Genomic DNA, 15,712 nt, shown 5'->3' with positions numbered 1-15,712 from the left:
AATGGTAATCTTAACTCCGGTTCAACCTGCGAACTTTGGTTCAGAAACTAATAAAAAAAATATGATGGAAAATCAGTCAAAACAAACAGTGATAGAATTTTTGACTTCGGTCAAAGCGATCGATCTTGAAAAAATTGGCCAACTGTTATCTCCAGGGGTAAACTGGTCGCAGCCTGGCAACAACGAAATCTCTGGCCTAAAGCGTTCACAGCAAGAGGTATTCGGAATGGTAGGTAAAATGTTCGAGCTTTCTGGTAACACACTACGGTTAGATGCTTATCATTCTATTAGCTTAAATGGCAACCGGGTGGCATGTCTGTTACACTGGATAGCAGAGAAACCCTCTGGAGAAAAACTCGACGTTTACAATATCGATATTTACACCGTTGAGAATGGTAAAATATGTAATGTAGAGATTTTTTCTGCCGACCAGGTGCAGGAGGATGGCTTCTGGAAAAATTAAATCACTTAAGTGCCGGACAGACTATTTCGTACTGTCCGGCCTATGATGTTGTAATACTAAAATATATGAAAACCAACTTTCTAAAACGATCATTTTTTTGCCCCCAATAGCCCGGCAATATTCGCCCTTATCCCCAAATAAGCATTAATAGTCGGCGCATAATCTTTTAAAAAGCCCCTTATCTCTCCGCCAATAGTTACCTGTAAACCAGAAAATTGTTCACTCACCCTCATTCTAACAAGATAAAATGGTCTTACATCCGATACGATAAACTTCTCTAATCTAGATTGGTCGCTGTTAGGGTGGTATGTAGAAATGTTATATCGTGCGATGCCAAGGTTTGGATCGAAATAAAGTTTAAATTTTCCTTTGGCATTCAGAAACATGGGTATGCCTACACTAAAATAGCCGCTTGTTTGTATATCAGACAGGTTCTGGATAAGGTAGCCTTTGCCTGATTGAAAAACTGGATTTTGCAAAGCCCGCGTACTTGTATCTGTAAATAATGTATCTGTTGTATAACTTCGTGTTGTAGAAACCACTAAAGCTTCCAGTCTGAGCGATAGATAAATATTAAAAAAATTACTTCTAATATCGTTCAAGCGATAAGTTGGGTTAACATAGTAGCTCCATTGATTACTGCTCACTTTTAAATAATCAATGTATCTTGTACTTTTATATCTCGACTTTCCAGGAACATAAGCTCCCGTATCTAATAACACGAGCTGCGTCCTGCCATTTATATTTGATGAATCCCTGGTGAAATTTTGAAAATTGGAAATTCCAATGAAACCACCTAAACGGGATTCGGGACCGGCAATATCATTTGCGTTGATGATAAATTCGCCGCCTATATTCTGAAATTTAAGGTTATTAAAAAAATCTAACGTACCTCCAGTAAATAATTCTATGCCTACATGGTCTAAAATACCTGTTTCTTTTTCGGTCAAATTGCCTTCTCCAGCACCTCCATCATCTTTTGCATTGATAATGACATAATAATCTTTCTTTTGTTCTTTCTTCTTATCGTCGGTATAGCTAAATGTAATCACAAAAGGTAAACGTTCTTTATAATTATTTCCCTTTATTAAAATATCTACTTTCCCTTTATAGCCATTACCTTCGTTTAAGGTGATGCTGTTATTATCAAATACATAATCTCTTTTCGGATAGGCTTCATTTCTTTTATCTTCTGCATTTATCTTATATTCTATTTTATAGGGCTGTGTCGGCTTTTCAATTCCAAATTCAATTGAATAAGTTTTATCCTCAGACTGTCGTTTTATTTCTTTTGTTCCACCTCCTTGAAATTGAAGTTCTTGTGCGCTTAAAGAGAAAGGTAAGAGTAAAATTAATGCGAATAAAAAAGTGTGATCACAACATTTTATTCTTAAGTTGGTCTGATATTTCATATTCAGAGGTTATTTAGATGTAGCGTTGAGATACCCCGTTTTTTCTAAAGCTATATAATGTGAACAAGCTTCAGGACAACGAGTTACAATACAAAGATAAGTTTTTTATTCCCTGTAAGAATACTTAGTAATGGGTATTTTAGCGAAGAGAATAAGAGTAAAGTAGCCATTTTAATTGTTTAGTGAGGTTTTCAGGCAATAGCTAAAAAGGTAAATAAGGTATCACAAAACAAAGTATTCAGAAAATGATGATAACTCGCAACCTGGCACGAGATACAGAACCACCTGGCATACTTAGGGCGGAGAACTTGCATCAAGTGGTGTGGAAACAATTGAATTTTCTGCCGTTTCAGAGACTATTTAATCCTTATCGTTTAACCACTTTCTTTTTTTCATAAGTCTATGAAATTTATTAAAATTTTGATTATCACTGTAATTCTTTTTCAAGGTTGCGTACTGAATAAGAAAAAAATTGAAAACTGTAATAAAGATCAGGCAAAGATATTGGCCGATAAACGGATGAAAAGAAGAGGGTTTAACCTTAAATATTATAAGGTAATTGTAGACGATGAATCCGATTGCTATAGGTTTGACTATCGTCTTAAGGCCGTGAGTTTAGGTGGTGGTGGTACAATAAAAATTGCTAAAAGCGACTGTAAGTTATTGAGTGAACTTTTCTATCAATAAAGCTAGGTAAAGAATTCTAAAATCAAAGTTGCGATTGGAAAGACGTCGAGACTCTGCTGTAAATCATATCATTTACAATATAATTGATTGCTACTTTGGTAATACAAAATGAAAATCAATTTTTTAACTTTCTAATCATAATTAGCGTGCTACTATTGTGCAGCAATCGCATTTATGCTCAAATGAATATTGGGGTACAGTTAGACGGGAGCAAGGAAAACAATGTGCCGACCCCCTTACATTCTCTCTCACTTATCATTTTATTGCTAAAAAATATAGTTGACAGTGTTTTTTGATGTTTTTATTTAAATTGTCATGTAATTACTTGACGTTTAGCTTTTTTTTATTTACATTTACGTAATAAAAAATAAAACCAGTAAGGTAAAATTAAGAGTCTTGCAACCTCAAATCTCACGCCGTTGGAGCAGGACAGCAGATTTTATCCCATTTCTTATAGCGGAATTGCTATTTTTAGCTTTCCAAAATAAGATTGGGCTTCTGCTGTAATTCCATTTCAACGTAAGGCGTGAGAAACATTATGAGGTTATGGTTTGGGAAGCCCACTTTTTCTCTCTCCGCCAGGACTCATAACATACGATTATGAGCAAACAAAAAATAAATTCGATTAACTGGTTGATGCTGCCCGATGTAGCTATACCTCAGTATTTTGTTTTAATGGTTTGCCATTTTCAAGCATTTCTGTATCAGTCCTTATTGACTTGTCCGTTTGACCGGCTTTACGCCTTGAAGCCAAAGAATCCTGAATAATTTTTTTTGAATAGGGCAGGTTGGCCTTTATGGTCGAAAGTAAAATAGGTTCTTAATAATGATGGCCTGCCTCATTCTTTGTTTGCTTGGAGCTTGGGCGCTGGTTTATTGGGGTGTCGTTTGCCCATCCTTCCTCGATTTTTTTGTGTTTGAAAAAATAAACGGCTTTGCCGTAACGGGATTTGTACGTCTGGATTTTTAGGCCAGGGTGGGAGTTTTCTGCCACTTAGCCTCTTCCACAATTGGGTACTTTGGGCGACTGCCTTTGATCAATTTTTAGTTTAGAATTTTTAACTCTGCATATGAAGACCGATAGTAGTTATTTGCCGCTTTTTTTTCTCTGTTGGGCTTTTTTGTATAGCTCATTGGCGGTATGGAGCATTTGGCCTGTAGGTGGTAGCAGGCAGGGACTGGTTATTAAGAATAAGTATGAGTCCGGACAGGTGCCACGGAATACAGGCAGAATGAAGCCAGGCCCAATTGATTTGACGTGTTTCTGTTGTATTGATGGCAATGTGAGCTTGGTTACAAATTCTGAGATTGATTTTATTTCACCTTCGCTCCAAAATCCTATCAAAAATATTATTAAAGGTCCAGAATAAGGCTACCTTGGCAGCTGAGATTTTTTCGATCACTGCTGAAATCCAGTCGCCAAATGTTACTGTAAAGTAGTCAAACTTTGCTCTTGCTTTAATCAACTAACACTTTTCTCTAACCATCAATTTATGACTTTACCTGATTATAATTCTGGAAGCCCTTCTTTGAAAACAGCTCAACAGGTGTTGGAATTATTTTATCAACACTATAGTGATCATAAAATAAAGCTAACGTTGCTCGAGTCTTTTCAGGGGTATGCCTTAAACGATAAAAAGGGTTTTCTGGAACTTAATATCACTGAGCAGGAGATCAGTGATGTTTTTGATGGCCTGATCGAATTGGTCACGGCGGTGCGGACGCTGATGGAGCAGGGTAAGATTGAAGGAATAAGGGCATTTACAGTTTAATTCTAATTTTTTTACGTTTAAATCAATCAAAATGAAGCTTAAAATATGCTTCCTGCTATTGTTATGCCCATTTTTTGGGGTTTATGCCGAGGATAATAATGTTTTGTGGTGGTTTTTCAGCTTTGGGAAACCTGGATAGCTGATGTGACCACTGATGTACCTGTTAACTAAACTAATCATGAAAAAAAATATTTATTGTGTTTTATTGCTGCTTTGCAGTATGTGTACTGGGCTATGGGCTCAAGGCAAGCAAGTGGATTCTATCGCACCCCTTTATGTAGGGGCAAAGCTGCCGCGTGCGCTTTTTACTTTAGAGAGTAAGGTGCTTAAAGGCAGGCAACTGTCTGCTACCTCGCTTTCGGCTGATTTTAACAGGCTGATTATTATTGATTTCTGGGCAAGCTGGTGCGGCTCCTGCCTGAAGAAATTTCCGCTTCTGGAGAAGATGCAGGAAAAGTATCCTGATGATCTTAAAGTTTTACTGGTGAATTCGTTGGGGACCGGTGATACGGCTGCGTCGCTTGTTGCAAAGGCTGGGCGGGACGGGGCTTTGGCTGAGATGAGTCTGCCTTTTGTGGTTGAGGATGAACTGTTTTTGAAGGCTTTTCCGCACCGGTCTATCCCGCATTATGTCTGGATAATCGGTGGGGAGATAGAAGGGATTACTTCAAGTGATTTTTTGACAGAAGAAAACGTGGTGATGATGGTGGAGCGTAACCGTAAGCATGTGCAGACGGTGGGTAAACTAAAGCGGTTTAGGGAGCCAAAGGATTAGTTATGGGCAGGATTATTTTAGTTTTTGTTTTGCTCCTGTCTATTTCAGGGGTGAGGGCGCAGGATGTTTTGAAAGGATTGGTGATGGATGGAACAGGGAAAGGGATTGCAGGGGTAGTGGTAAAAGCGTGGGCTGGTAACCAGGTGTTGACCGGAGATGATGGTTCGTTTGCCTTGGGACTAAAGGCAAATAGGGTTAAATTGTCGTTTTTGGCGATGAACTTTAGAAGGCTGGATACCGTGGTGGTTGTACCTTTTGCAGGTTTGTTTTCGGTAGTGCTTACCGGAAAGGACCAGGAGCTGGGAACAGTGGAAGTGAGTACAGGTTACCAGACCTTGCCCAAAGAGCGGGCGACAGGATCGTTTCTGAAGTTATCGGGTAAGCTGCTGAATGAGCAGGTGGGTACCGATATTATCTCAAGGCTGGAAGGGGTGACCAGTAGCCTGAGCATAGACCGTAAGAGTAATGGCGGTGAAGGCTACGGGATTATTATTCGCGGGATCGGTACGCTGCAGGGACCGCGCAGTCTGCTCATTGTACTGGATAACTTTCCTTATGAGGGGGATCTGGGTAACATCAATCCCAATGATGTTGAAAGCATAACCGTTTTACGTGATGCGGCTGCTGCATCGATATGGGGTGCGAGGGCAGGGAATGGGGTGATTGTGATCAATACCAAAAAGGCCAGGTTTAATGATAAACTGAAGGTATCTTTTTCGGGCAATCTGAAAGTGACCGGAAAGCCTGACCAGTATTACCAGAGCAGGATTAGTGTCGGTGATTTTATAGACCAGGAAAATTTTCTTTTTGACAAAGGCTATTACAGCAGCTTTGAAACGGACAATTCGCACCCGCCGCTGTCTGAGGTGGTTGAACTGCGGATTGCAGCGCGCGACAAGTTGATCAGTGAGGAGGATGCGCGTTCACGGATTGACGCGCTGAGGGGGCATGATTTGCGTGAGCAGCTTAATCGTTATGTTTTTGAAAATGCTACTGCGCAGCAATACAATTTGCAGCTGGGGGCGGGCACGGAGAAAAGGAACTGGCTGCTTTCTGCAGGGTATGACCATAATGTCAGCTCGCTTGCTGCGCCCTTTAGCCGGTACAATGTAAAGGCGGAGCAGAACTTTAGGCTTGGCAAGCGGTTAACCCTGACGGGAAACCTGATGCTGACTCTTTCTAAGAGTAAAAACGGTAAAACAGACCCGTCGCAGATCAACTCCGCTACAGGTATCCTTCCACCTTATACGCAGTTGGCAGATGGGCAGGGGAATGCGCTTTCAGTAATCAGGGATTTTAGGACGGGCTATATTAATGGTGCCGGAAACGGTAAACTTTTGGACTGGTCTTATTATCCGCTGGAGGATGATAAGTATTCCAGCTCGGTAAATAAGGTGAACGATGTTCTGGCATCTTTAAGGTCAGCTTATCAGCTGACCGGATGGTTGAAGCTGGCAGGTACCTACCAGTTTGAGCAGCAGGATGGGCAGATCACAACGATTAATAGTCCGCAAAGTTATTATGTGCGTAACCTGGTGAATGTGTTTTCTTCCATCGATGCCTCCGGGGCGTTAAAGCGGAACATTCCACTGGGCAGTATTCGCGATCAGGATTATTCCTTACTGTCAGCGCATAATGCAAGGGTGCAGGCAGATATCAATAAAGTGATGGGCAGGCATTCGCTTTCGGGAATTATTGGTGGAGAAATCAGGAGCACGGGCGTCCAGACCAGCACAGGTCGGATATATGGGCTGAATGAATCCACTTTAAGTACTTCGGTGGTAGATTACCTGAACCCCATTAAAACCTTTGTTACCGGAAGAACCGACAATGTGCCCAACAGGGACGCTATGGGAAGAACGCTGAACCGTTATGTTTCGCTGTTTGCTAATCTGGCCTATACCTTTGATGAGCGCTATACGCTTTCATTGAGCGGGAGGAGGGATGCATCCAATCTGTATGGCCTGAATACCAATGATAAATGGACCCCCTTATTTTCTTCTGGGTTTGGCTGGGAAGTTTCCAAAGAGAAATTCTGGGGAGGGGGCCTCGTTTCTTTCCTAAAACTCAGGACTACATTTGGGGCAAGCGGAAACACTGATCCAAGGACTACGGCAGTGACTACGATTACCTACTCGGGCTTCAATTCTGTATTTACTCAAAGCCCTTACGCGCTGTTTAGTAATTATGCGAATCCGGAGTTAAAGTGGGAGCGCGTTTTTATGTTCAATGCGGGGCTCGACTTTGCTTTACGTGGGAATAGGCTAAAAGGAAGTCTGGAATATTACCGCAAAAAATCTGTTGACCTTTTGGCGTTGACCCCGATAGACTTAACCGCAGGTGTGGGTGCTACGCTGGTGAAGAATTCAGGCGTGATATCGGGCGATGGGGTAGACCTGGAACTCAGTAGCAGGAATATTACGGGCAAGTTCAGCTGGTCGTCGGACTTCTTTCTGAACTATTATAAGGATAAGGTGATTAAGAATTACAACAGCACTTTTAACGGCAGGGGAAAACTCGGCGGGAATGTTTCCTATACAGGTATTGTTGGATATCCGCTTTATGGGATGATTTCCTTTAAATGGGCAGGCCTGGACCCTGCGACAGGCGACCCGCAGGGGATATTGAACGGGGCGGTGAGTAAAGATTATAATGCGCTAATGGGCAGCTCACTTAAATTCGAGGACATGGTATACCATGGTACCGCGCTGCCCCTTTTTACCGGCGGGCTGGGTAATAGTTTTGCTTATGGTGGTTTTTCGCTCAGTTTGAGGATGAGCTTTAAGCTGGGATACTATTTCAGGAAAAATGTGCTCGATTACGGTTCGCTCATGATAGGCAGGCAAGGGACTGCTGATTACGCCAGTAGGTGGCAAAAACTGGGCGATGAAGTGCATACCAACGTGCCGAGCCGGGTTTATCCCAACTCTGACCTCAGGGATGAGTTTTACTGGGGATCTGAGGTGAATGTGCTCAAAGGGGACCATATCCGTATGCAGTACGTGAACTTAGGTTATGACTTTAAGTTACCCCGTGGAAAGAAAGCAGGCTTTTCCAAACTGCAGGTGTTTGTGGTGGCGGGTAACCTGGGGATCATCTGGCGGGCAAACAAGGAGCACATTGATCCTGACTACAATGGTATACCGGATGCAAAAAGCATTGCATTTGGTTTCAAATCAACTTTATAAGCTTAAGCGATATGAAAAAGTTAATTTATTTATGCATGGTGGTGCTTTTGTTTTGCAGCTCATGTAAGAAGTTTTTGGACGAGAAGTCCAACCAGAACCAGGCTATACCTGAAACGCTGGTTGACCTGCAGGCTTTGCTTGATCAGTACCAGGTGCTGAATTATGTAGACGGGAATGCGGCCGAAATCAGCACGGATGATATATACCTGAACGATGCAGACTTAGCTGCCAGGCCTGAAAATGAGCACAATATGTACACCTGGCAGCGCAGCAATATCTTTTTGCTGGATGGTAACGAATGGTTTTATAATTACAGGGCCATTAACCGTACCAACGTCGTGCTGGAGGCTATTGCTAAAATTGGCAAAACTGCCAGCAATGCTGCCGAATGGGAAAATGTCTGCGGGCAGGCTTATTTCATCCGGGCGAAAAACCATCTCCGGGGACTTTATATATGGGGTAATGCCTATGGTGAACAGTCGCCATCAGATTTGGGGGTACCGCTTAGGCTGGGGTCAGATTTTAATGTGCCCTCGGTGCGGGCAACTGTTACGCAAGGTTATGCGCAGGTAATCTCCGATCTGCAAAGGGCAGTTCAGGCGCTTCCCCTTAAAGCAGTACATGTGATGCGGCCCTCCAGGCCTGCGGCTTATGGCCTGCTCGCGAGGGTTTACTTATCGATGCGCAACTACGAGCTGGCAAAGCTGTATGCCGATTCCTGTTTATCGCTAAAGGCTGATTTGCTGGATTATAATACTTTGAATGCAGCAGCAAGTTATCCCATTGGCCAATTTAATGTTGAGGTATTGCAGGACAGTTACTTTACTTCCCCGATGCTGAACAATGCAAGGGGAAAGATCAATCCTGCGCTTTATGCGCTGTATGAGCCGAACGATTTGCGAAAGACTGTATTTTTTAGTGATAACAAAAACGGGACTTATGGTTTTAAGGGAAGTTATGAAGGGAACTCGAATCTCTTTAGCGGGGTGGCTGTAAATGAGATCCTGCTGATCAGGAGTGAATGCCTGGCCAGGGCCGGCAGGCTTTCAGAAGCGCTGGCTGATTTGAACCGTTTGCTACGCAACCGGTATAAGAAAAATACTTTCATTGAGAAGACGGGGAGTGATCAGCAGGCGGTGCTGGGTGATATTCTAATCGAGAGGAGGAAGGAACTGCTGCTCAGGGGACTGCGGTGGGTAGATGTGAAAAGGCTGAATATGGAGAATGCAGATATTTCTTTTAGCAGGAGCTACAAAGGTGTGACCTATCAGCTTAAGGCTAACAGTACGGGCTTTACCCTTCCTATCCCCGAGCGGGTGATCGAGATAGCAGGTCTTCCGCAGAATCCTTAAATGCAATGGTGCAGCATTCATCTGCACCATTGACTACTGTTACTGCTCTCTGGCAGAAATCAATTCTTGAGAGTCCAGCACTGCCTGGTTGTCTTTACCTGAAAGGTAGCTAGAAAGCGAAGTTTCTATACCGATTGTGCAAGGTACTTCCGGGTCCCCGTTACATTCAAACGCAGTAGGGCTTCCTGCAGGTTCCCATGAACTGGTCTGGTCAACAGGGCCATTACCGGTTTTGTAGTGGTAGTAAGTAGTTTTTTTGTTAGTGAATGCACTTTGTGAGGCGATAAGGCCGAACCCTAATACAAGGGCTGCAAGGCCTAAATTGATTTTTTTTGACATGGTATTTAGTTTTAAATGATCTCCGATAAGGGAGGATAAATGAAGTCGATCTGGCTGGGTGGTCTTTCGATCGGTTGATTTTTCTGTATGGGATAGGACCGGTATCCGTTTAAGCTGGTTACTCTTTGTCACGAACCTCCTGCTTTAGGTGAATAGTTAAGCTAGTTATCGTTAATGTGGTGAATACAAGATTGAAAATGAGGTGCGATTTCCATCCGAGCCATTTTAATACGCCGCCGCAGCTACAGGGTGCCTTGCTGAAATAGTCTGCCAACACCAGTGCGATGTAGGCGGTGAAGGCGAGCAGGAGTACAGATGAAAACAGCAGGCCAACGAGTACGGTCCTTTTGAAACATAACAGGACTGCGGTAATAATTTCTGCAGGGATCAAAAAATACAGCAGAAAATCTGCCAGCCAGCCGGGAAAAGCCTGGTTGTGTAGCTGCTGGTCAAAAGCTGAAAAAGTGAAGAGCTTACTGAAGGCGGCATAACTAAATAGCAGCACGAGCAGGGGTGGAACGGTTGATTTAAAAATGGCTTTCATGGTAGAAGAATTATGAAACAAATTAAGGGCGATTAGAAAAGCCAAAACAGTATGAGATGGGTAGTATACCCTTTTAAGCGACGAAGAGATGAAAGAAAGTAAGTCAATGCTATACCGGTTTTTACCGCAGTTATTTTTACGGGCACCGTACTATAGCTTTACAGGCTATGATCTCTCGCGCTTGCCGGAAGTGTTGCAGGAGCAGGCTTTTCGCAATGCAGTTTTTTTGGCAAGCGCAGCGTTTTATGCGCTGCTTGAAAAAAAGGAATTTGATTTCGATAAATTAGCAGATAAGGAAAAACATACCCTTTATAAGTATTATAACCGGATGTGTTTCCGGCCAACCCCTTTTGGGAGCTTCTCCTCTTTCACTTTACTCCAATGGGGAAGCGGTGGTCAGGTCAGGCTTGCCGGAAGCGACGAGTCAATCCTTCATTTATTGCCTGACCAGAAATTTTTGAGAAAATTGAAGAACAGGGCGGAGGCTGATCTGCCAGCCGGATTAATGGTCAACCCTACGCTGTACCGGTTTAATGACGTTTTCCGCTTTACTAAATCATCTTTGGATGATAAGGGCCGGTTTAGTTTTTCCCTGCAAGGGATTGCAGCCGTAAAATTTAATATACAGCTGTTTTCATTTTTATCTTCAAAGAAGATTTCAAAAAAAATACTGCTGAGCTGGATTGTGCAGCATGCTGAATGTTCAGCAGAAGATGCAGAAGAATACATCGGGTTTCTGCTTGATGCAGGGGCGGTTTTCAATGGCACTCAGGGCAAAGTGATCAGTAATGAGATTATTGAGTTCTTTGGCTTGCCTGGCTGGAATGGTTTCTGGAAAAATTACACAATGAATCCCTTATTGGGTAAAGTACCCCTGTCGGCTTTGGCCAGGGATATCGGGAAAATTGCAAAAGAAAATAAACCTTTTGTCCAACCATTTTATGCGGCCCTGGAAAGGCCAAACAACACTGGCGGACCAGATAGCGCTGAACAGGAAGAATTGTCCAAAGCAGTCCATGTGCTGCAGTTATTGGCAAATGCTGAGCAGTCTGCTGATCTGTCGCGTTTTATCCGTGATTTCCGATCCCGCTTTGATCAGGAAAGGGTGCCTTTACTGCGAGCCTTAGATCCTGATGGAGGACTGCATTATGGCGAGATGGAACCATCCATGCCTGATCAGGATATCCTGGAGAATATTCCTTTTCCCGTGCCAGAAGAAGAAAACAGGACCCTTGGATGGCATGCCTCCCAGCAGTTTATCTTCAAACTCTGGATAGGGGATACCCTTCGCGATCCCTGGTCGCCCCTGCAGATCAGTGAAGATGATCTGATTAAACTGGAAAATCATAAAAAGGCAGTATTGCCTTTGCCTCAAACGCAGGCGCTCATGTACCGCTCGACGGGCGAGCACCTGATTATTGAAAGCTCGGGTGGGGTAACCGCCACTTCGCTGATTGGAAGGTTCTCCTGCTTTAGTGATCCGGTACACCAGTTTTGCCGCGAGCTTGCCGAAAGGGAAACTACCGCAAACCCGGAAGTTGTTTTTGCCGACATTGCCCAGCAGTCTGATAGCCATGTGGATAATATCAATCGCCGCAAGCCCATTTATGCTAACGAGATACCCCTGAATGTATTTCCTTCGCAGCCGGCTGAAAACCTGGTACTGCCAGGCGAACTCATACTTTCTCTTAAAGGGGATGAACTGGTATTAGAGTCGTCTAAGCTAAACAAAAGAGTAATTCCCCGTCTGGCCACAGCCTATAACTTTCGGAATAACCATTCGCCAGTTTTCCGGCTATTGTGTGATCTGCAATTTCAGGGGGTACAGGCAGGACTTTCATTTAGCCTGGAGAACTTTTTTCCGGGCCTGACTTTTTATCCACGTGTCTGTTACGGAAGGGTGATCCTCTGTCTGGCGAAATGGAATTTTAAGGAATCAGACATAAAGCCTTTAACTTCGGTAGATAACGTTGATCCATTTAAAACCCTGGATGGTTTTCGCAGAAAGCACCACCTGCCCCGCCACATCACCATAGGGGCAACAGACCAGCAGTTGGTTTTTGATCTGGCCAATTCCACCGAAGCAAGATTTTTTTTGCAGTGCATTGACGGTTTAAAGCGGATGACTATTCAGGAATATTTATGGCCAGACCGCTCCGTCCTGTCTGGTAAAAAGCCACTTGCAGGGCAAATGATTGCTTTTCTTGCCCACGAAAATAATATTTATAAACCCTTAAAAAAGGAAAGTACTACTGTTTACGGCGAAAAGCAACGCGACTTTTTAATGGGCAGTAACTGGCTTTACCTTAAAATTTTCTGCATTCCACGTGCTTCGGATGAAATCCTTAGTAAGGTGATTTTTCCGTTCATTAAAGGACAGAAAAAGCGGATCAAAAAGTGGTTTTTCATCCGCTACAGCGATAAAGGTTATCACCTGCGCCTGCGTATTCAGGCGGAAGAACATGATCTTGGCGCAATACTCGTGGCCTTGCGTAAAAAAATTGAATCATCCAGATATGATAAACTCATTCGGGATTTCCAGGGAGATACCTACCGGAGAGAACTCGAACGGTATGGCCCCGGTCTCATTTCACATGTTGAAGAACTTTTTTGCGCGGGAAGCCATCTTGCTGCGTTTGCGTTAACTTTAAGGGGGAACAGTTCCCTTCAACTAAGCGAATTTGAACTGGCCATACTTACTGCCTGTCGCATGGTCAGCTGCTTTTTTCCGTCTCTGGCTGATTCCCTGCATTATCTTGGTAAGGTGAAGGACCGGTTTATGGCGGAGTTCAGGGCAGATAAAACGCTTAAGATCGCAATGGATGAGAAATACCGGGAGAAGAAATTATTAATAGCGGATTTGCTGGAAAGCAAAGAATTATCGAAGCACCTTTTGCCACTTTTAAAGCAGATGTCAGTTTTAAACGGGCTTACCAGCAGCTATTCAAATGATAAAAAAATGGAACTATTAGCCGACCTGGTGCATATGCAACTGAACCGGACTTTTTCCGTTAGACAAAGGCAACAGGAGTTGCTCGTTTACTATTGCCTGCAAAAATATAATGTTTCGCTTTTGGCCCGCGGAAAATCTTCAGTCTAGTGATCACTTTTGTCTCTTTTACTGATGAGTAAAGCGGGCTGGATTTTTTCCCGGAAAGCGGTGCGGTAAGTCCCTCCAATCGGAACACTCACTCCTCCGCTTAGTCTTACCTGGGCGTATTCCAATGAATGAATAGCCGCATGGTTGACGATATAAGACTGATGGATCCTGGAAAAACCTTCAACAGGCAACTTGTAAAGGACTTCCGCTAAAGTGAGGTAAGTGGTTACTTTTTCATCATTCATGTGGATAATGATGTAGTTGCCTACATTTTCTATATAACGGATCTCTGCGATGGTGATCCGGTTAAATTTTCCTTTGATGTTGCTTTTAACGAAAAAAAATGGGCTAGCAGTAATTTGATCTATCTGACTGGTAAGGTTTGAGCGTACTCTGGTAACTGCCTTTAAAAACCTGGCGTAATTAATGGGCTTTAGCAGGTAATCTACTGCATCTTTTTCAAATGCTTCAGGTGCGTACTCGCGGTAGGAGGTTGTGAAAATAATATTGCTTGCTGAACCGATAAGGTCTGCCACATCAAGGCCGTTAAGTTGCGGCATATCGACATCTAAAAGAACAATATCGGGAGTTTGGATAGTGCACAATTCTTCCAGTGCTAAAAGCGGGTTGGTGGAGCTGCCAACCAGTTCCAGGCCTGGGGTTTGATTGACGTACTTAGCGAGTACTTCAATTGAATGATATTCATCATCAATGATATAGCAGGTTAAGCTCATAATTTAAGGGTTAAAGTGAGTTCGTAAAATTCGCCAGGCTCATTGATTTCCAGCTTGTAATTGCCTTTGTAAAATGAATCCATGCGGAGCCGGATGTTTTGTAGGCCTAGTGCTTTTCGCTGACGGGGACGAGCGTTCTTTGATTTTTTTAAGTTCCTGCTGTAGAACGTTAATTGTCCGGTTTCGTTTGTTGTTAATTTCAGTTCAGCCGGAGAGGTAATTTCGGTCAGGTTCCCATGTTTGAACAGGTTTTCTGTCAGTGTAAGCAAAATAAGCGGAATTATTTTATAGCGACTGAAATCACCTTTCATTTCCAGCTTAAGATATAGAGGTTCTTTAAACCGGTAGCGGTTGATCGCGATGAGATTTTCAATCTGCTCAACTTCTCTATCCAGTTTAATTTTTCCGTCCGGTCCTGCTTCTTCCAAGCTGAACCGCATGATCTCCGATAGGAGCCAAATGCAATTAGCGGCATCATCGGAATACTTTTGTGTGCTGTTGTAAACAAAGTTGAGCGCATTGAAGAGCATATGGGGGTTAATCTGTTGTTGCAGGTAGGCGTTACGAGACTTGGTAAGTTGGGTTTCTAACTCTGCTTTTTCTTTTTCAATAATTAATTGACGCTTTTCAGCTTCCAAAGCCTGCCTTCTAAAATGGGCGATGTGTTTTGCAGCCCAGTAAAATGTTGCCATTAAAATGAAATAAAAAGCCCGTGCAAGATTTCTTGGTAAAAATGCTCTAATGAAAATATGAGAATCATATCGCGCAGGCTGCGGGTTGCCCAAAAAATTATCTGCTATACCTTTAATTACGAGATAAAGTACAACAATCACTACAAATAGTAAAAATCCCACTATGTAACTGGATTTTGGTTCAGTAAAAGCGAAATTCAGCAATCTGATATGTAAATAAAACAGCGCTAAATTTATTGAATAAAATGCGATATAAATATAGGGTCTTTCTAAAGCTCCAACGTGATAGTATACGAACGTTAATTCATAGGTAATGAAAAGTATCCAGCAAGTAGCGTGAACAATAAATAACTTTCGAGCTATTGGGCTTAGTTTCGCTGTTATAAAATTTATTATCATTCCTATAGTTTTAACTCCCAAGTCAATCGAATCTGTAATAAATTACCTAATTAATATATGCAATCTTAAATTAACATAAAAAATTAAAATTATGATCAAATCAAAAAAACTTCCGCAAAAAAGCACACAGCTTCTTAACCAAAACAGATCTTTTAAACGCCAGAATAAATGGTCTGAAACTGACACCACTACGGTGAACACCACAATTGTTTCAAGTACTCATATTTTCAACCAATAGATGGAAATATGAATAAT

The 15,712-nt window shown here is 42.6% G+C and carries 12 protein-coding genes; 7 read left to right on the top strand and 5 right to left on the bottom strand.

Annotation, left to right across the window (positions count from 1 at the left end; translation table 11 throughout):
- Positions 1–61 precede the first annotated feature (61 nt).
- Positions 62–463 (top strand): nuclear transport factor 2 family protein, encoded by a 402-nt coding sequence (locus FHT21_RS13575; protein ID WP_208398917.1) that lies wholly within the window; start codon positions 62–64, stop codon positions 461–463.
- An 89-nt stretch (positions 464–552) separates the two neighbouring features.
- Here FHT21_RS13575 and FHT21_RS13570 read toward each other — a convergent pair whose 3' ends face one another.
- Complete coding sequence (locus FHT21_RS13570; RefSeq protein WP_167295177.1) at positions 553–1,875, bottom strand: hypothetical protein; 1,323 nt, start codon at positions 1,873–1,875, stop codon at positions 553–555.
- Positions 1,876–2,277: 402 nt separating this feature from the next.
- On the opposite strand from FHT21_RS13570, the gene FHT21_RS13565 reads away from it, so the two are divergent.
- The 5 genes from FHT21_RS13565 (at position 2,278) to FHT21_RS13545 (ending at position 9,649) form a co-directional block, all read left to right on the top strand.
- On the top strand, positions 2,278–2,562 hold the full coding sequence (locus FHT21_RS13565; protein WP_167295176.1) for a hypothetical protein: 285 nt from the start codon (positions 2,278–2,280) through the stop codon (positions 2,560–2,562).
- 1,493 nt (positions 2,563–4,055) lie between these two features.
- Complete coding sequence (locus tag FHT21_RS13560; protein ID WP_167295175.1) at positions 4,056–4,334, top strand: hypothetical protein; 279 nt, start codon at positions 4,056–4,058, stop codon at positions 4,332–4,334.
- Between the two features lie 178 nt (positions 4,335–4,512).
- On the top strand, positions 4,513–5,109 hold the full coding sequence (locus tag FHT21_RS13555) for a TlpA disulfide reductase family protein (protein WP_167295174.1): 597 nt from the start codon (positions 4,513–4,515) through the stop codon (positions 5,107–5,109).
- A gap of 2 nt (positions 5,110–5,111) precedes the next feature.
- On the top strand, positions 5,112–8,297 hold the full coding sequence (locus FHT21_RS13550; protein ID WP_167295173.1) for a SusC/RagA family TonB-linked outer membrane protein: 3,186 nt from the start codon (positions 5,112–5,114) through the stop codon (positions 8,295–8,297).
- 11 nt (positions 8,298–8,308) lie between these two features.
- A complete protein-coding gene (locus FHT21_RS13545; protein WP_167295172.1) occupies positions 8,309–9,649 on the top strand; it encodes a RagB/SusD family nutrient uptake outer membrane protein in 1,341 nt (446 codons plus the stop codon).
- A 39-nt stretch (positions 9,650–9,688) separates the two neighbouring features.
- Here FHT21_RS13545 and FHT21_RS13540 read toward each other — a convergent pair whose 3' ends face one another.
- Both FHT21_RS13540 and FHT21_RS13535 read right to left on the bottom strand, forming a co-directional pair.
- Positions 9,689–9,988 (bottom strand): hypothetical protein, encoded by a 300-nt coding sequence (locus FHT21_RS13540; protein ID WP_167295171.1) that lies wholly within the window; start codon positions 9,986–9,988, stop codon positions 9,689–9,691.
- 118 nt (positions 9,989–10,106) lie between these two features.
- Positions 10,107–10,532, bottom strand: a complete 426-nt coding sequence (locus FHT21_RS13535) for a MauE/DoxX family redox-associated membrane protein (RefSeq protein WP_167295170.1) — start codon at positions 10,530–10,532, stop codon at positions 10,107–10,109.
- An 88-nt stretch (positions 10,533–10,620) separates the two neighbouring features.
- On the opposite strand from FHT21_RS13535, the gene FHT21_RS13530 reads away from it, so the two are divergent.
- Positions 10,621–13,632, top strand: a complete 3,012-nt coding sequence (locus tag FHT21_RS13530; RefSeq protein WP_167295169.1) for a lantibiotic dehydratase — start codon at positions 10,621–10,623, stop codon at positions 13,630–13,632.
- Here FHT21_RS13530 and FHT21_RS13525 read toward each other — a convergent pair.
- Together FHT21_RS13525 and FHT21_RS13520 are read right to left on the bottom strand one after the other, a co-directional pair.
- Positions 13,629–14,366: a LytTR family DNA-binding domain-containing protein gene (locus tag FHT21_RS13525; protein ID WP_167295168.1), complete on the bottom strand. Its 738-nt coding sequence runs from the start codon at positions 14,364–14,366 to the stop codon at positions 13,629–13,631. The genes FHT21_RS13530 and FHT21_RS13525 overlap by 4 nt on opposite strands.
- Positions 14,363–15,457: a sensor histidine kinase gene (locus FHT21_RS13520; protein WP_167295167.1), complete on the bottom strand. Its 1,095-nt coding sequence runs from the start codon at positions 15,455–15,457 to the stop codon at positions 14,363–14,365. Before FHT21_RS13520 ends, FHT21_RS13525 begins: the two co-directional genes overlap by 4 nt.
- Between the last annotated feature and the right edge of the window lie 255 nt (positions 15,458–15,712).

It is taken from the genome of Pedobacter sp. SG908 (assembly GCF_011759615.1).
Lineage (GTDB): Bacteria > Bacteroidota > Bacteroidia > Sphingobacteriales > Sphingobacteriaceae > Pedobacter > Pedobacter riviphilus.
The sequence above is the reverse complement of the archived record's forward strand: the minus strand, read 5'-3'. Positions and strand labels throughout refer to the sequence as shown.